Source organism: Streptomyces sp. NPDC002788, assembly GCF_053592115.1.
In genome coordinates, this window is sequence record NZ_JBSFVB010000004.1 from 150,806 (window position 1) to 167,072 (window position 16,267).

13 protein-coding genes, 1 tRNA gene and 2 pseudogenes are annotated in these 16,267 nt (G+C 71.6%); 11 read left to right on the forward strand and 5 right to left on the reverse strand.

Annotated features, from left to right (window positions below; genetic code table 11):
- The first annotated feature begins 78 nt into the window (after nucleotides 1-78).
- Both ACWD1U_RS09695 and ACWD1U_RS09700 read left to right on the forward strand, forming a co-directional pair.
- The gene (locus ACWD1U_RS09695; RefSeq protein ID WP_451106012.1) at nucleotides 79-1,176 is read left to right on the forward strand and encodes a mechanosensitive ion channel family protein; all 1,098 of its coding nucleotides are present in this window, start codon (nucleotides 79-81) and stop codon (nucleotides 1,174-1,176) included.
- Nucleotides 1,177-1,507: 331 nt separating this feature from the next.
- Entirely contained in the window at nucleotides 1,508-3,727 is a 2,220-nt protein-coding gene (locus tag ACWD1U_RS09700) for an NADP-dependent isocitrate dehydrogenase (RefSeq protein ID WP_451106014.1), read from the forward strand.
- Nucleotides 3,728-3,824: 97 nt separating this feature from the next.
- Here the strand turns inward: ACWD1U_RS09700 and ACWD1U_RS09705 are convergent.
- Nucleotides 3,825-4,160, reverse strand: a pseudogene (locus ACWD1U_RS09705) (DUF5713 family protein); the annotation flags it as partial.
- Between ACWD1U_RS09705 and ACWD1U_RS09710 the strand changes: the two are divergent.
- The 6 genes and pseudogenes from ACWD1U_RS09710 to ACWD1U_RS09735 form a co-directional block, all read left to right on the forward strand.
- A pseudogene (locus ACWD1U_RS09710) lies at nucleotides 4,072-4,272 on the forward strand (N-formylglutamate amidohydrolase); the annotation flags it as partial. The pseudogenes ACWD1U_RS09705 and ACWD1U_RS09710 sit on opposite strands and share 89 nt — an antisense overlap.
- 119 nt (nucleotides 4,273-4,391) lie before the next feature.
- Nucleotides 4,392-6,116 (forward strand): FAD-dependent monooxygenase, encoded by a 1,725-nt coding sequence (locus ACWD1U_RS09715; protein ID WP_451106411.1) that lies wholly within the window; start codon nucleotides 4,392-4,394, stop codon nucleotides 6,114-6,116.
- A gap of 307 nt (nucleotides 6,117-6,423) precedes the next feature.
- A complete protein-coding gene (locus tag ACWD1U_RS09720) occupies nucleotides 6,424-7,209 on the forward strand; it encodes a DeoR/GlpR family DNA-binding transcription regulator (protein ID WP_451106015.1) in 786 nt (261 codons plus the stop codon).
- Between the two features lie 78 nt (nucleotides 7,210-7,287).
- Nucleotides 7,288-7,641, forward strand: coding sequence for a DUF4406 domain-containing protein (locus ACWD1U_RS09725; RefSeq protein ID WP_451106413.1), 354 nt, complete (start codon nucleotides 7,288-7,290; stop codon nucleotides 7,639-7,641).
- Nucleotides 7,638-8,396 (forward strand): NUDIX domain-containing protein, encoded by a 759-nt coding sequence (locus tag ACWD1U_RS09730; RefSeq protein ID WP_451106016.1) that lies wholly within the window; start codon nucleotides 7,638-7,640, stop codon nucleotides 8,394-8,396. The genes ACWD1U_RS09725 and ACWD1U_RS09730 overlap by 4 nt, the downstream gene beginning before the upstream one ends.
- Nucleotides 8,397-8,892: 496 nt before the next feature.
- Entirely contained in the window at nucleotides 8,893-10,089 is a 1,197-nt protein-coding gene (locus ACWD1U_RS09735) for a cytochrome P450 family protein (RefSeq protein ID WP_451106017.1), read from the forward strand.
- Between the two features lie 96 nt (nucleotides 10,090-10,185).
- Here the strand turns inward: ACWD1U_RS09735 and ACWD1U_RS09740 are convergent.
- From ACWD1U_RS09740 to ACWD1U_RS09750, 3 genes are all read right to left on the reverse strand, one after another.
- Nucleotides 10,186-10,259: transfer RNA gene (locus tag ACWD1U_RS09740), tRNA-Pro, on the reverse strand.
- Between the two features lie 43 nt (nucleotides 10,260-10,302).
- Nucleotides 10,303-10,605 (reverse strand): hypothetical protein, encoded by a 303-nt coding sequence (locus tag ACWD1U_RS09745; protein ID WP_451106019.1) that lies wholly within the window; start codon nucleotides 10,603-10,605, stop codon nucleotides 10,303-10,305.
- A gap of 195 nt (nucleotides 10,606-10,800) precedes the next feature.
- A complete protein-coding gene (locus ACWD1U_RS09750) occupies nucleotides 10,801-11,805 on the reverse strand; it encodes a LacI family DNA-binding transcriptional regulator (protein WP_451106020.1) in 1,005 nt (334 codons plus the stop codon).
- Nucleotides 11,806-11,916: 111 nt separating this feature from the next.
- Between ACWD1U_RS09750 and ACWD1U_RS09755 the strand changes: the two genes are divergently transcribed.
- Nucleotides 11,917-13,080, forward strand: a complete 1,164-nt coding sequence (locus ACWD1U_RS09755) for a Gfo/Idh/MocA family protein (protein WP_451106021.1) — start codon at nucleotides 11,917-11,919, stop codon at nucleotides 13,078-13,080.
- A 101-nt stretch (nucleotides 13,081-13,181) separates the two neighbouring features.
- Here ACWD1U_RS09755 and ACWD1U_RS09760 read toward each other — a convergent pair whose 3' ends face one another.
- The gene (locus ACWD1U_RS09760; protein WP_451106023.1) at nucleotides 13,182-14,216 is read right to left on the reverse strand and encodes a LacI family DNA-binding transcriptional regulator; all 1,035 of its coding nucleotides are present in this window, start codon (nucleotides 14,214-14,216) and stop codon (nucleotides 13,182-13,184) included.
- A gap of 108 nt (nucleotides 14,217-14,324) precedes the next feature.
- Here ACWD1U_RS09760 and ACWD1U_RS09765 point away from each other — a divergent pair, with 108 nt between their 5' ends.
- Nucleotides 14,325-15,482 carry a phytanoyl-CoA dioxygenase family protein gene (locus ACWD1U_RS09765; RefSeq protein ID WP_451106025.1) on the forward strand — a complete coding sequence of 386 codons (1,158 nt, stop codon included), beginning with the start codon at nucleotides 14,325-14,327 and terminating at the stop codon, nucleotides 15,480-15,482.
- Between the two features lie 7 nt (nucleotides 15,483-15,489).
- Complete coding sequence (locus ACWD1U_RS09770) at nucleotides 15,490-16,266, forward strand: SDR family oxidoreductase (protein WP_451106026.1); 777 nt, start codon at nucleotides 15,490-15,492, stop codon at nucleotides 16,264-16,266.
- Nucleotide 16,267: the final 1 nt, after the last annotated feature.

Consider the following 16,267-nt stretch of genomic DNA (forward strand, 5'->3'; position numbering starts at 1 on the left):
AGGTGACGACGTGACGACACTTCCCATCCGACCGCCGGTGACGGCGTTCTCGCCGCTTGTTGTCCCCGGAGGTGACCGGTGAACCGGGCGCTCACCGTGGACGACCTGCTGTTCGCCGGCATCGCCCTGGGCTCGGGCCTGCTGGCCGCGTTCGCGCTGCGCGTTCTGCTGCGCTGGCTGGGCGGGCACGCGGACCGGACCCGGTGGGGCGGGGACGACGTCATCGTGCACGCGTTGCGGGCCGTGGTGCCGTGGGCCGCGGTGGTGGGCGGCGCCGCGGGTGCGGCGGCGGTGCTGCCGCTGACGCGGACGGTGCAGCACCACACCAACCAGGTGCTCACCGTCCTGCTGATCTTCGTCGCGACGGTGTCGGCGGCACGCGTGGTGGCCGGGCTGGTGCGCACGGTCACCCAGTCCCGGTCCGGTGTCGCGGGATCGGCCACGATCTTCGTCAACATCACCCGGATCCTGGTCCTGGCGATCGGCTTCCTGGTGGTGCTCCAGACACTGGGGATCTCCATAGCCCCGATGCTCACCGCGCTGGGTGTCGGTGGTCTGGCGGTCGCACTGGCGCTGCAGGACACCCTCGCCAACCTCTTCGCGGGCATCCACATCCTCGCCTCCAAGACCGTCCAGCCCGGTGACTACATCCGGCTCAGCAGCGGCGAGGAGGGCTACGTCGAGGACATCAACTGGCGGCAGACGACGATCCGGAACCTGTCCAACAACCTCGTCGTGATCCCCAACGGCCAGCTGGCCAAGTCGAACATGACCAACTTCATGCGCCCCGAGGAGCAGCTGACCATCCTGCTCCAGGTCGGGGTGGCCTACGACAGCGACCTGGAGCACGTGGAGCGGGTGACCGACGAGGTCATCGCCGAGACCATGACCGAGGTCGAGGGCGCCGTGCCGGACCACGAGCCGATCATCCGGTTCCACACCTTCGGCGACTCCCGCATCGGCTTCACGGTGATCCTGGGGGTCGGCGAGTTCAGCGACCAGTACCGGATCAAGCACGAGTTCATCAAGCGCCTGCACAAGCGCTACCGCGCGGAGGGCATCCGCATCCCCGCCCCGGCCCGGACGGTGGCGCTCCAGCAGGGCGCGGTGGTCATCCCGCAGCAGCGCACCGGCGAGATCGAGCCGGGCGAGGTGCCGTCCGCCAAGGTCGACTGAGTTCTCACGGGGCCGCGGTGCGGTTCGCCGCGGCACCTTGATCACGGTCACCCGCCGTGATCCGCGCCACCCGCGTGACGATCGGCCCGCCCCGCCGACCTGGTGACCTGGGCGTTGGCCGTGGCCTGGACGTTGGCCGTGACCTGGGCCTTCGCCGAGGCTGACGAGCAGGCGAGGTCGTGGGCGGACGCGGCGGGAGGCCGCCGACGAGGAAGCCGCCGGGCGGGGGCCGGCGATGGCGCGAAACTGGGCGTGGACCCCTGTCGAGACGAGGTCGATCACGAGATATCTTGATGTCGAGCAATGTTGCAGACGTGGAGCGGAGCACCCGGTGACTGACTCGACCATCATCTACACGCACACTGACGAGGCCCCCGCCCTGGCGACGTATTCCTTCCTGCCGGTGGTCCGGGCGTACGCCTCGCAGGCGGGTGTCGCGGTGGAGACCCGCGACATCTCGCTGGCCGGGCGCATCATCGCCGTGTTCCCGGAGTACCTGACCGAGGACCAGCGCATCCCGGACGCCCTCGCGGAGCTCGGCGAGCTGGCCAAGACGCCCGCCGCCAACATCATCAAGCTGCCGAACATCTCGGCGTCCATCCCGCAGCTCAAGGCCGCCGTAGCCGAGCTGCAGGGCCAGGGCTACGCGCTGCCGGACTACCCGGACGACCCGAAGACCGACGAGGAGCGCGAGATCCGCGCCCGCTACGACAAGGTCAAGGGCTCCGCCGTGAACCCGGTCCTGCGTGAGGGCAACTCGGACCGGCGCGCCCCCGCCTCGGTCAAGAACTACGCCAAGTCCCACCCGCACCGCATGGGCGCCTGGACCTCCGAGTCCAAGACGAACGTGGCGACCATGGGCCAGAACGACTTCCGCTCCACCGAGAAGTCCGTGGTGATCGCCGAGGACGGCACGCTGCGCATCGAGCTCGTCGGCGACGACGGCACCAATACCGTGCTGCGCGAGTCCGTCCCCGTCCTCGCCGGTGAGGTCGTCGACGCCTCCGTGATGCGCGTCGCCGCCCTGCGCGAGTTCCTGACCGCGCAGGTCGCCCGCGCCAAGGCCGAGGGCATCCTGTACTCGGTGCACCTGAAGGCCACGATGATGAAGGTCTCCGACCCGATCGTCTTCGGCCACGTGGTGCGCGCCTTCTTCCCGAAGACGTTCGCGCAGTACGGCGACAAGCTCGCCGCGGCCGGCCTCACCCCGAACGACGGCCTGGGCGGCATCTACAAGGGCCTGGAGGCCCTGCCGGAGGGCGCCGAGATCAAGGCCTCCTTCGACGCCGAGCTCGCCGGGGGCCCGGAGCTGGCGATGGTCGACTCCGACAAGGGCATCACCAACCTGCACGTGCCCTCGGACGTCATCATCGACGCCTCCATGCCGGCCATGATCCGCACCTCCGGCCACATGTGGGGCCCGGACGGCCAGGAGCACGACGCGCTCGCGGTCATCCCGGACTCCAGCTACGCCGGTGTGTACCAGGCCGTGATCGACGACTGCCGGGCCAACGGCGCCTACGACCCGTCCACCATGGGCTCGGTGCCGAACGTCGGCCTCATGGCGCAGAAGGCCGAGGAGTACGGCAGCCACGACAAGACCTTCGAGATCGCCACGACGGGCACCGTCCGCCTGGTCGACCAGAACGGCGACGTCCTCATCGAGCAGGCCGTCGCGGCCGGTGACATCTTCCGCGCCTGCCAGACCAAGGACGCGCCGATCAAGGACTGGGTGAAGCTGGCCGTCACCCGCGCCCGCGCCACCGGCGACCCGGCCGTGTTCTGGCTGGACGAGACCCGCGCCCACGACGCCAACCTGATCGCCAAGGTCGACGCCTACCTCGCGGAGCACGACACCGAGGGCCTGGACATCCGGATCCTCAACCCGGTCGAGGCGACGAAGCTGTCGGTGGAGCGCATCCGCCGCGGCGAGAACACCATCTCGGTGACCGGCAACGTGCTGCGTGACTACCTGACCGACCTGTTCCCGATCCTGGAGCTGGGCACCAGCGCCAAGATGCTGTCGGTCGTCCCGCTGATGGCGGGCGGCGGCCTGTTCGAGACGGGCGCCGGCGGTTCCGCGCCGAAGCACGTCCAGCAGCTGGTCAAGGAGAACTACCTGCGCTGGGACTCCCTCGGTGAGTTCTTCGCCCTGGTGCCGTCCCTCGAGCAGTTCGCCAAGGTGACGGGCAACGCCCGCGCCCAGGTGCTGGCCGACACCCTCGACCGCGCCACGGCGACCTTCCTCAACGAGGACAAGTCCCCGACCCGGCGCGTCGGCGGCATCGACAACCGCGGCAGCCACTTCTACCTGTCCCTGTACTGGGCGCAGGAGCTGGCCCGGCAGACGGACGACGCGGACCTGGCGAAGGTCTTCGCCCCGCTCGCCGAGACGCTCGCGGGCAACGAGCAGAAGATCGTCGACGAGCTGATCTCCGCCCAGGGCAAGCCGGTCGACATCGGCGGCTACTACCAGCCCGACCCGGCGAAGGCCGCGGAGGCCATGCGCCCGTCCACCACGTGGAACGAGATCCTGGCGTCCCTGAGCTGACGCCCCGGACCCCATCGGTCCGCTGACTCCGCCCCGGCCGGCGCACCGCCCCGGCCGGGGCGGAGCCGTGTCCGGGGCGGAGCCGTGTCCGGGTCAGGGCGTGCAGCGCATCGTGGCCGGCGGGCCGCTGCGTCTCGACGCGCTCGCACAGGGCCGGCAGGATCGCGCGGCCCTGGTCCACCACCCGGGCGGGGTCGTAGTCGTCCTCGTACGGGCCCCGCGGGAACGGATGGGCCTGACGTGCTCGTCGCTGATCGGGGTGAGTGATCCTCGGCCTCGGTGATCCAGAGATGTGGCACCTTGATCGTGCCGCACGCCACTGACAACGCCCCTGGAGCCGCCTCGTGCCCGACGCCCGCCCGTCCTTCGCGTTCCTGCCCGGCGCCGCCCACTCCCCCGTGATCCTCCATGTGCCGCACTCCGCACGCGAGATACCGGACGACGTACGGGCAAAGATCGTGCTCGACGACGAGGCGCTGGAGAGGGAGCTCGACCACATCACCGACACGCACACGGCGGAGATCGCCGAGGCGGCGGCCGGGGCCACGCCATGACGGTGGGGGATGTCCTCGACCACGCCATGTGCGCAGCCCTCCGCGGTTCCCGCCCGCCGCGCGTGGTCCACCACGGCCTGCGGTCGCTGACCGTCTCGACGCGGTGGACGATGGAGGCAGTGCGGCAGGGGGGCTCTCGGCGGGAGACCTCGGTGGTGGACACAGACGTACTGATCGCGGGTGCCGGACCGGTCGGGCTGACCGCGGCCGCGGAGCTGCGGCGGCAGGGCGTCACCTGCCGCATCATCGACAGGCTGCCGGCCCGGCTGCCGTACGCCAAGGCGGTGGGCGTGCAGCCGCGGACGCTGGAGATCTGGGACCGGATGGGCATGGTGCGCGCCGCTCTGGAAGCCGCGGTGCCTCTGCGCGGGCAGGTCGTGTACTCCGACGGGATCGAGCAGGCACGCTTCGAACTGCGGCTGCCGCCCGAGGTCCCGTACGTCTTCGCGGCACTGCCCCAGTACGAGACGGAACGGATCATGGAGGAGCACCTCGCCCGTTTCGGCACCGGGATCGAGCGGGGCACCGAGCTGCTGGACCTCACACAGGACGAGGACGGGGTCGTCAGCCGGATCGTCACGGCGTCGGGCGCGCGGCAGGAGCTGCGGTCGCGCTTCCTGGTCGGCTGCGACGGGGCGCACAGCACCGTCCGCAAGGCGCTGGGGCTCACCTTCGAGGGCGGCAGGTTTCCGGAGGAGTACATGCTCGCCGACGTCGAGGTGGACTGGCGCCTGCCCCACGGCTACGGGGTGCGGGCCACGCACCACGACGGCGAGGGCCGGGTCGACGATCTCCTGGTCTGCATCCCGCTGCCCGGGGACCGCCGCTACCGCATGTCGATGCTGGTGCCGTCCGAGCTGTCGGCGGCCGGCGAGGGGGCCGCGCAGGACGCGGTGGCCCATGGGCTGGAGGGCGGGAAGGCGCCCCGGCTCGAGCACATCCAGGCGGTCCTCGACCGGCTGTCGCCGGAGCCCACCACCGCGTCCGCCATGCGCTGGTCGTCGGTCTTCCGCATCAGTCACCGCCTCGTCGACCGGTACTCCGTCGGCCGGGTCTTCGTCGCCGGGGACGCCGCGCACATCCACCCGCCGACCGGCGCCCAGGGCATGAACACCGGCATCCAGGACGCCTGCAACCTGGCGTGGAAGCTGGCCCTCGCGCTGGACGCGGGCGCTCACCCCCGGCTGCTGGACAGCTACGACGCCGAGCGCCGTCCGGTCGGCGAGGAGGTCGTGGGACGCACGGTCCGCCATGCCACCGAAGGGGGCGTCCGGGCCGCTCCCGACGACATGACGACGGTGATGCTGCGGGAGGCGCAGCTGCTCGTCGCCTACCCGGACAGCCCCTTGGTGGCGCCGGACGGCACGGGACCCGGCAGCCCGGAAGCGCCCGGCCCGCTGCCGGGCGGGCGGGCTCCCGACTGCCGCGGTCTCACCTCGAGCCTGGCCGTGACGCCCCTGCGCCTGTACGACCTGCTGCGCGAGCGCGGGCATGTCCTGGTGCTGTACGCCGACTCGGCCGACGCGCTCACCGCGTGCCGCGAGGCGGCCGCCGGCGTCCACCGGCTGACGGGCGGCAAGGTGCCCGCGTTCGTCGTCGCCGCCGAGGGCCTGGACACGCCGGAAGTGGTCCGCGGCCAGACCGGCGGGGACGGCCGGCTCCTGCCCGTCTTCCGGGACGACGCGGCGGACTTCGCGCGGCAGTACGGTGTCAAGGACGCGACGGCCTTCCTCATCCGCCCGGACGGCTACCTCGCCGCCCGGTCGTCCCCACCGGCCGCACCGGAGACGGGGTCGGCGCTGTCGGACGCGCTGGGGCGGGTCTTCCGCCTCTGAGGTCCCGAACTTCCGCTCCGGGGTCACGAACGGTCAGAGGATGTCGAGGGCGTTCCCGTCCTGGTCGACGGCCGCCACAGGTACGGCAACCGCCCGTTGACCTTGATGAGGCGGGCGGCTTCGCCCGCGTCCGCCGGTCCGCGGGGGACCCCTTTCGACAACGGTCCGGGAGTCCCGACCGCGAGCGCACCGACGCCCTGCCGGCTGCTGCTCCTGTGAGTGCCGTGTGTGGGCGGCCAGTGCACGCAATCCCCCCGACTCTCACATCAGAGTGTTCAAGTGAACTTCGGCGTGTTAGAAATGGGCTATGGGTGTCGCCAATCGTTTGGACCTGACCCTGCGGTTGGTGCAGGGCGCCGGCAAGGTTTCCGTGTCGGAGCTCTCCCGACGCCTCGGGGTCTCTGAGATGACCGTGCGCAGGGACCTGGACGCGTTGGAACGGCAGGGCCTGGTCCGTCGGGTGCACGGCGGTGCGGTCGCCAACCGCCCGCGCGAGGAGGGTGGGGGGTTCGCCGCTCGAGAAGCCTGGCAGGCGGCCACGAAGGACCGGCTGGGCGCGGCCGTGGCGGCGCTCGTGGAACCCGGCTCACGCGTGCTGCTGGACGCGGGGACCACCACCGTGCACGTGGCGGAGCACCTGGCAGAGCGGGCCCCGCTGACGGTCGCCGTACTGAGCCTGCAGGCGGCGCCACGCCTGGCGGACCGCCCGGGGATCGAACTCCTCGTCGTGGGGGGCCGGTCGCGTCCGGGTGAACGCTCGCTGGTGGGGCCGTTGGCCCTGCGGACGCTGGAGTCCCTGAGCTTCGACTGTTTCGTGATGTCCATCGGCGGCGTGCACGCCGAGCACGGCTGGTCGGAGTTCTCCCTGGACGACGCGGCCGTCAAACAGGCCGGGCTCGCCCAGTCCGCTCGCACGATCACGGTCGCGGACGCCACCAAGCTCGGCGTACGCGCGTTCAGCCAGGTCGCTCCGCTCGGTGCGGTGGACCGCTTCGTCACCGATGCTGCCGCCGAGGATCCCCAGACCCACCCGGGCGGCCCGAAGACCCTTCAGGCCCTGCGGGAGTCCGGTGTCGAGACCCAGCTGGTCTGACGCCCCGCCATATACGCCACATCACCGTCCGACACCCCATCAAGGAGTAGCTCCGTGGAGACTGCCGCGCGCTCGCTGATGATCCTGGTCGCCGGCCCGTACCGGTCCGGCACCGGTGACGACCCGCACAAGCTGGAGGCGAACGTCCGGGCGATGAACGAGGCCGCCCTGAAGCTGTTCCGCGCCGGCCACCTGGGCGTCACCGGTGAGGCCCTCGCCCTTCCGCTTCTGGAGACCGCCGGAAGTACCCGCCCCGGCGACGCGGCGTACGAGGAGATATTCCACCCCGTCGCCGAAGAGTTGCTGTCCCGCTGCGACGGAGTGCTGCGGATCGGAGGCCCCTCCGAGGGCGCCGACCGGATGGTCGCCCGGGCGCGCGCCTGGGGCAAGGCCGTCTACACCGACCTCGACGACATCCCGGCCGCCCGGTGACCGCGGGCATCGACACGCCGGACCGGCGCGGACGCCTCGGTCTGCACCGGCACGGACGCGATCTCACCGGCAATCCCCGGGTGCGGATCGTCGATGTGGAGGTCCTCTCCAGCGACTGGTCCGTGCTGCGCAGAACCACCTTCGACTACCAGCACGGTGACGGCCACTGGAGCCGCGAGCAGCGTGAGACCTACGACCGCGGTGACGGCGCCACGATCCTGCTCCACGACACCGACCGGCAGACCGTCCTGCTGACCCGCCAGTTCCGTCTGCCCGCCTACGTCAACGGCCATCCCGACGGGATGCTGATCGAGGCGGCGGCCGGGCTGCTGGACGGGGACACCCCCGAGGAGGCGATCCGACGGGAAGCGGCCGAGGAGACGGGACATGTCGTCGGCACGGCTGAGCACGTCTTCGACGTCTACATGAGCCCCGGCTCGGTCACCGAACGCCTGCACTTCTTCGCCGCCCCCTACCGGGCCGCGACCGCAACGGCGGCGCCGGGGGGCAATGCCGACGAAGGAGAGGACATCACCGTCCTGGAACTACCGTTCGCCAAGGCACTCGCCATGATCCGCAGCGGCGAAATCGCCGACGGCAAGACCGTCATGCTGCTCCAATGGGCAGCCAGGACGGGCCGTTCAGCCGGATCCGTCCGGGCAGCCACGCAGCCGGACAGCAGCCGGACAGGGCCTCCGGCACCGTCGTCGGCGTCCCGGCAGCACCAGGCTCACACGATCACAGGCGGCCCATAGCGTCTCATCCGGCGCCATGCGCCCAATCCGACGCATTCTTTTCCGGGGGGGAATCATGACTTACGCGCCCGTTCGGCTGCGGCCGGTGCACTGGCCGCGGTGCCGCTCGCGCGACACCTGCGATTGCGTCCACGTTTCCGACGCGCGCTTCGGCGCGGCGATCGACGAGTGATCCGATACCCGTGACGCACCCTGACCGGCCCCGGCCACCGGTGTGGTGCACCGGGGTCGGAGTCCCCCACCGAAGACATCCCGCGGACCCCCGGGACCGTTGCCGGGAAGGAGCGAAATGGACGTCTTCGCAACCACCAGCCGGCGAGCTGTCATTGCCGGAAGCGTGGTGCGACAATGCCCAGCGTGTAACGGGCCGAAGGCCGGCCTGCAGGCCTTCTTCTCGCCGTCGCGCGCCCGGGCGGACATCCGTGGCCGGTCCCGGCTCCTGCCTCGAGGTTCCCTCCCCCGCCGTCACGTCCGATACCAGTGAGGTGGTACCACCATGAGCATCGTCGACCTCGCCGCGCTCGGTGAGTCCTTCACCCGCGACCCCTACCCCGTGTACGCCCGATTACGGGCCCAGGGCCCGGTTCACCACATCCGGATGCCGGAAGGAGGCGCTTTGGCCTGGCTCGTCGTCGGATACGAGGCCGGGCGTACCGCCCTCGCGGACCCCCGGCTCTCGAAGGACTGGAGCAAGGCATCCCCCTCCCTCCCGCTGGGTGCCATCTCCTCCGGCCCACACATGCTCAGGGCCGACCCGCCGGACCACACACGGCTGCGCAAACTGGTCGCCCGAGAGTTCACCGCACGCCGGGTGGAGGAACTCGCACCGCGCATCCAGAAGACCACCGACGCGCTCCTGGACCGGATGCTCACCGCCCCCGAGGGGCGCGCGGACCTCGTCGAAGCGCTGTCCTTCCCGTTGCCCATCTCCGTGATCTGCGAACTCCTCGGCGTTCCGGACCTGAAGCGCGAGTCCTTCCGGACGTGGTCGAACGACGCGCTCGGCGCCGCCGACCCCGAAGTCCGCAGGGCAGCCGCAGCCTCGATGGCGCGGTACATGGCGGAGTTGGTGGAGGGCAAGCGGCAGCGGCCCGGCGACGACCTCATGAGCGCGCTGATCCACGGCTCCGACCACGACGGAGACAGGCTGTCCCTCGAGGAGCTCCGCGGCATGGCCTGGCTGCTGCTCGTCGCAGGCCACGAGACCACCGTGAACCTCATCTCCAACGGCGTCCTGGCCCTGCTCACCCACCCCGAGCAACTGGCCGCCCTGCGCGCGGACCTCTCCCTCATCGACACCGCGGTCGAGGAAATGCTGCGCTACGACGGCCCCTTGGAGACCCCCACGTTCCGCTTCACCACCGAGCCGGTGACCATCGGCGACACAGTCATCCCCGGAGACGGCGAACTCGTCCTCGTCGCCATGGCCGACGCCAACCGCGATCCCGCGCGCTTCCCCTCGCCCGACCGCTTCGACATCTCCCGCGACGCTCGCGGCCATGTGGCGTTCGGTCACGGCATCCATCACTGCCTGGGAGCGCCGCTGGCCCGCCTCGAAGCGCGCATCGCCATCAGGACGCTGTTGGAACGCTGTCCCGACCTGGCCCTGGACATCCACCCGGCGGCAATCACCTGGCGCCCGGGGATGATGATCCGCGGTCCGCGGAGCCTGCCCGTACGGTTCACCCGGTAGGCCCGCAGGCTGCGCCGGCGGTCAGTGCTCGCGCCATGATCAAAGGGCCGTTTCAGATCTCCTCTGAAACGGCCCCTGAGCTGCGACTTCGTAAAGTCGGGACGACAGGATTTGAACCTGCGACCCCTTGACCCCCAGTCAAGTGCGCTACCAAGCTGCGCCACGTCCCGATGCGTCTCGCGCGGGTGAACCGCGTGATCGCGCAGGTCAACCCTACCGCATGCGGAGCGGGGTGCCGGTTTCGCCGCCTTGGCGCTGCGGGGTGCGGTGCGGGTACGGACCGGGCATCTGCTCGCCGGGCTCCGGGTGTTCGTCCCGGGGGCCGCGCCGGCGGCCGATCTGGGCCCCGGTCCAGCCCGCGAGGCCCGCCGTGGAGACGGCGACTGCGAGGACGGCCCACCAGGGGAGTTCCGCCTTGGTCGCGTGTCCGGCGCAGGCCGCGACGGCCAGGAGTGCCGTGAGAGCACCTCCGGTCGGTCCGGCTCGCCGGACGGGTCGCTCCCGCGCCTCGTCCACGTCGTGTCCCCCTTCGCCCGCGCGCTCGCACACTCCGGGATCTCAACTCCCGGGCATATGCCGCAAACAATACGCGAGTCGGCGGGAACTCCCGACCAGGGCACAGGGGTTGAGACGCGTCATACCTCGCGCGAGGCCTACGCGATCAACCCGTGAGGGCGTACGCGATCAGCACGTGCGCGAGAACGCGTGCGATCAACCCGTGAACGCAGGCGCCGTCGACCCCCGGATCTCCAGGGTGGGCGTGGCGAGTCGGACCCGGCCCGATCCGCCGGCGGCCGCGAGGCGATCCAGGAGGCAGCGGGCCGCACGGCGGCCGACCTCGTGGCTCGTGCTGTCGACCGTCGTGAGCCACACGTGCCGCAGGCGGGCGATGCTCGTGTTGTCGTAGCCGACGACGGACAGGTCTCGCGGGACGCGCAGCCCGAGTTCCTCGGCCGCCGAGAGGACGCCGACGGCGGCGATGTCGTTGACGGCGAAGACGGCCGTGGGCCGTTCGGGGTGGCTGAGCAGCCGGACGGTCGTGCGATAGCCGCCCTCCTCGGTCATGTCGCTCGGCTCGACCACGCCTTGGTCCGCGAGGCCGTGCTGACGCATCGCCGCCTCGAAGCTCCGGCGGCGCAGCTCGCCCACCGCGCCGTATCCCGCGATGTGCGCGATACGGCGGTGCCCGAGGCCGATCAGGTGCTCGGTGGCCAGCCGGGCGCCGTGCTCGTCGTCGCCCGCCACGACGTCGACGCCCGGCGGCGCGGGTTCGCGGGAGCCGGCCAGCACGACCGGGACCCGTTCGGCCACCGCTCCGAGCGCGGCCGGGTCGGGCAGGGTGCCGACGACGACCAGCCCGTCGACCCGCAGGTCAAGGAGCGGGTCGGCCGGGTCCTGGCCGGTGCGGCGGTTGAGCCGGGCGTCGGCCAGCAGCATCCGCAGGCCGTTGGCGTGCAGCAGGGAGTTCAGTCCGTCGAGGAGGTCGACGAACCAGGGGTTGCGCAGATCGTTCAGGAGGACGCCTACGGTGCGGGTGCGCTGCTCGCTGAGACTGCGGGCGGCGGCGTTGGGCCGGTAGCCGAGCTCCTGGGCGGCCCGCAGCACGGCGCCCCGCTTCTCGGGGCGCACCTGGTCGGAGCCGCGCAGCACCAGGGAGACCAGCGACTTGGAGACGCCGGCCCGTTCGGCTACGTCTCGGATGGTCGGCGGTCTCATGGGATGGACCGTTCCATGCGGATCAGCGGCTTGTCAAAGGGTTGACAGCGAGCGGAAACCACACCCAGGGTGGGCCGGACAAGTTCTGGAACGGTCCAAAGAGGGGCTCTCATGGTGGACACGCTCGGCGTCGCCGTCATCGGATTCGGCTGGATGGGGCGGGTGCACACCCAGGCGTACGCGCGCGTGCGGCACCACTATCCGCAGCTGCCCCTCGTTCCGGAACTGGTGACGGTCGCCGAGGAGGTGCCGGGCCGGGCCGAGGAGGCCGCCGCGCAGTTCGGGTTCGCCTCGACGACCCGGGACTGGCGCGAGGTGGCCGCCGACCCCCGGGTGCGGGCGGTCAGCATCACGGCGCCGAACTTCCTGCACCGCGAGATCGGCGTCGCCATGGCCGAGGCGGGCAAGCACATCTGGATCGAGAAGCCGGTGGGTCTGACCGCCGAGGACGCCTCCGCGGTGGCGGACGCGGTGGCCAAGGCAGGCGTGCAGGGCACGGTCGGCTTCAACTACCGCAACGCGCCCGCCGTCGAGGCGGCCCGCGAACTGATCGCCTCCGGGGAGCTCGGCACGGTCACGCATGTCCGCGTCCGGCTGTTCAGTGATTACGCGGCCCATCCCGAGGGAGCGCTGACCTGGCGGTACGAGCGGGAGCGGGGCGGCAGCGGGGTCCTGGGCGATCTGGCGTCGCACGGGGTCGACCTGGCCCGGTTCCTGCTCGGCGACATCACGTCCCTGACGGCCGACACGGCGATCTTCCTCCCGGAGCGGGCGCGCCCGACCGGCGCGACGGCGGGCCACAGCCGGGCCTCCGGCGGGGAACGCGGCCCGGTCGAGAACGAGGACTACGTCAGCTGTCTGCTGCGCTTCGCCTCCGGGGCGCGCGGTGTCCTGGAGGCCTGCCGGGTCTCGGTGGGCGAGCAGAACAACTACGGCTTCGAGGTGCACGGCACGAAGGGTGCGGTGTTCTGGGACTTCCGCCGCATGAACGAGCTGGGCGTCAGCCGCGGCACGACGTACCAGGACCAGTCCGTCACCACGGTGTACGTCGGCCCGGGGCACGGGGAGTTCGCCGCGTTCCAGCCCGGCGCCGCGAACGCGATGGGGTACGACGACCTGAAGGTCATCGAGGCGTACCGCTTCCTGCGGTCGGTCGCCGAGGGCACTGAGCACGGGGCGACGCTGCGGGACGCCGTACGCAGCGCGGCCGCGCTGGACGCGATGGCGCGGTCGGCGGCGAGCGGTGCCTGGGCGGAGGTGGCCGCGGGGGCGTGACACCCCGCTCCTGGATGCGGCGGCCGAGGAGGAACCCCACCGGGACGAGGACAGCCGCAGCCCCCTACCCGCCGGTGCCCCGCCCCGAACGCCTCCGGGGATCACCCGGCCGTGGCCTGCGGCGGCATGTTGTACGGCGTCACCACCTGGATCGCCGACGGCAGGGTGGGGCCGGCCGGCGGCAGGGCTCCGTGGGCACGCATCACCGTGTGGCAGGCCTCGCGCACGTCCTGGCGCAGGTCGTGGTGGAGCACGGCGGACAAGCGGTGCTCGCGGAGCAGGCGGGTGTTGTCGTGGTCGAGGTCGTGCGCGACGAACACCGCGCACCCGCGGCCCAGGTCGTCGAAGGCCTGGAGGGTGGCGATGTTGCCGCCGCCGATCGAGTACACGGCGCGGATGTCCGGGTCGCGTTCCAGCGCGGCCCGGACGAGGTCGTACTGGGTGGCGTCCAGCCCCTGCCCCTCGGTGATCTCGACCAGCGTGCGCTCGGGGTGCCGGGCGCGCATGACACTGCGGAAGCCCATCTCGCGCTCCTCCTCGTTGCGGAAGAACCCGCTGCTGAGGCTGGTGAGGATGTTGCCCGGCCGCTCGCCCAGCCACTGGCCCATCAGATACGCGGCTGTCGCACCCGCCGCCCGGTCGTCGATGCCGACGTAGGCGAGGCGGGCGCTGGCGGGCAGGTCGGTCACCAGGGTCACGACGGGTATGCCGGCGGCTGCCAGGCGGCCGACGACGGCGGTGACCTCGGGAACGTCCGGGGCCTTGAGGATCACGCCCTGCGAACCGCGCCGGGCGATCCGGTCCAGGGTCCGCACCAGCTCTCCGACCGGGCCGGTCTCGCGGAAGTGGAAGCGGGAGCGCAGCACCGCCGGGTGCAGGGACGGCAGCTCGGCCTCCAGGGCGGCGCGGATCGCCGTGGTGAAACGCTCGGGTGCCTGCATCACGATGTCGACCATGAACGTCCGGCCGACGAGCCGGACCTGGGTGCGCTGCCGGTCCAGGTCGGCGATGGCCTGGTGGACCTCCCGCGCGGTGCTCTCGCGCACGCCTCCCCTGCCGTTCAGGACCCGGTCGACGGTCGCCTCACTCAGGCCCGCCTGACGTGCGATCTCCCGGATCGGGAAGGGGTGGCCCATGCGCCGGCTCCTTGAGGGGTTTTTGATGGCTCGCTGCTGGTTGTTCGAGGGGTTTGTACTGACAAGAATGACAGGGCTGCGTCGCTCCGTGACCCCGAAGGGACGACGATGTCCTTCACTTCCGTACCCCACCGTGCCTGGCTGTCCGAGCAGGACTGCGACCTCGACGCCTTCCGCGAGCTGGTCGAGCAGGCGACGGACCGGGCCGACTATCCGCACGCCTCCACCGTGGAGTGGAACGTGCCCGTCTACGACTGCGGACTGCTCGAAGGCGACCGGGTGGTCCAGGCCGAGCTGGTGCGTGCGCTCGCCGACGGCCCCGGCATCGTCGTCTTCCGCGGTGCCTTCCCCGACCCGGACGTCGTGGACCGGGCCACCGCCGTGTTCGAGGCGCTGATCGCCGAGCAGCGCGCCTCGGGCGCGTCGGCCGGTGACCACTTCGCCGAGCCCGGCACCAACGACCGGGTGTGGAACGCGCTGGAGAAGACGGCCCTCTACGACGCGGAGGCGTTCGCCGACTACTACGCCAATGACATCCTCGCCCTCGTGGCCGGCGCCTGGCTGGGGCCCGGCTACCAGGTCACCTCCCAGCTCAACGTGGTCAACCCGGGCGGGGCCGCGCAGCAGGTGCACCGCGACTACCACCTGGGCTTCCTGTCCGACGAGGCAGCCGCCGCCTACCCGGCGCACGTGCACCGCCTCTCCCCCGTGCTGACCCTCCAGGGCGCGGTCGCGCACTGCGACATGCCGGTGGAGTCCGGGCCGACGATGTACCTGCCGCACTCGCAGAAGTACGTGCCGGGATATCTCGCCTGGCGGCGCCCGGAGTTCCGGGCGTACTTCGACGCCAACCGGGTGCAGCTGCCGCTCGCCAAGGGCGACGCGGTGTTCTTCAACCCGGCTCTCTTCCACGCCGCCGGAACCAACCGCTCGGCGGACATCCGGCGCATGGCCAACCTGCTGCAGGTGTCGTCCGCCTTCGGGCGCGCGATGGAGACGGTGGACCGGGAGGCCATGGCGGGCGCGGTGTATCCGGTGCTGCTCAAGCGCAAGGCCGAGGGCGCCGACCAGGCGTGGCTGGACAACGTCGTCGCCGCGACCGCCGAGGGCTACCCCTTCCCCACCAACCTCGACAGCGACCCCCCGCTCGACGGCCTGGCCCCGCCCTCGCCGGCGGACGTCGTACGGCGGGCGCTGCGCGAGGAGTGGACGCCGAAGGTGCTCCGGGCGGAGCTGCGGGCCGCTACCGAACGACGAGAGAGCTGAGGAACTCATGGGACTTCTCGACGACAAGGTCGTCCTGGTCAACGGGGGCAGTCAGGGCGTCGGCGCCGCCGTCGCGCGGGCCGCGGTCGGCGCGGGGGCGGTCGTCGCCGTCACCGGGCGGCGGCCCGGGCCCGGCGAGGCCCTGGTGGCGGAGCTGACCGCCGGGGGCGGCAAGGCCGTGTTCGTACGGGCCGACCTGTCGGACGCGGAGCAGGCGAAGGCCTCCGTGGGCCGGGTCGTGGAGACGTACGGCCGGGTCGACTGCCTCGTGAACTCCGCCGGGCTCACCTCGCGCGGGACGCTGCTCGACACCACGCCCGAGCTGTTCGACCAGCACATCGCGATCAACCTCAAGGGCCCGTTCTTCGCCATGCAGGCGGCGGTCGCGGACATGGTGGCGCGGGAGGCACCCGGCACGATCGTCAACATCATCACCTCGTCGGCGCACGGCGGGCAGCCGTTCCTGGCCCCGTACGTCGCCGCCAAGGCGGGCCTGGCCGGCCTGACCCGCAACGCCGCGCACGCGCACCGGTGGGACCGGATCCGTATCAACGGCCTCAACATCGGCTGGACGGCGACGGAGGGGGAGGACGCGACGCAGCGGGCCTTCCACGGCGCCGGCGACGACTGGCGGGAGCAGGCCGCCGCGAAGCTGCCGATGGGCAGACTGGGCCGGCCGGACGAAATCGCCGACTTCGTGGTCTTCCTGCTGTCGGACCGGTCCGGGGTGGTCACCGGATCGGTGATCGACTGGGACCAGAACGTGCTCGGTGGACTCGACTGAG

Coding starts and splice junctions, on each gene's coding strand:
- ACWD1U_RS09715 (WP_451106411.1), top strand. CDS start 4,392: ATGGAGGCAGTGCGGCAGGGGGGCTCTCGGCGGGAGACCTCGGTGGTG.
- ACWD1U_RS09720 (WP_451106015.1), top strand. CDS start 6,424: ATGGGTGTCGCCAATCGTTTGGACCTGACCCTGCGGTTGGTGCAGGGC.
- ACWD1U_RS09725 (WP_451106413.1), top strand. CDS start 7,288: ATGATCCTGGTCGCCGGCCCGTACCGGTCCGGCACCGGTGACGACCCG.
- ACWD1U_RS09735 (WP_451106017.1), top strand. CDS start 8,893: ATGAGCATCGTCGACCTCGCCGCGCTCGGTGAGTCCTTCACCCGCGAC.
- ACWD1U_RS09750 (WP_451106020.1), bottom strand. CDS start 11,805: ATGAGACCGCCGACCATCCGAGACGTAGCCGAACGGGCCGGCGTCTCC.
- ACWD1U_RS09755 (WP_451106021.1), top strand. CDS start 11,917: ATGGTGGACACGCTCGGCGTCGCCGTCATCGGATTCGGCTGGATGGGG.
- ACWD1U_RS09760 (WP_451106023.1), bottom strand. CDS start 14,216: ATGGGCCACCCCTTCCCGATCCGGGAGATCGCACGTCAGGCGGGCCTG.
- ACWD1U_RS09765 (WP_451106025.1), top strand. CDS start 14,325: ATGTCCTTCACTTCCGTACCCCACCGTGCCTGGCTGTCCGAGCAGGAC.
- ACWD1U_RS09770 (WP_451106026.1), top strand. CDS start 15,490: ATGGGACTTCTCGACGACAAGGTCGTCCTGGTCAACGGGGGCAGTCAG.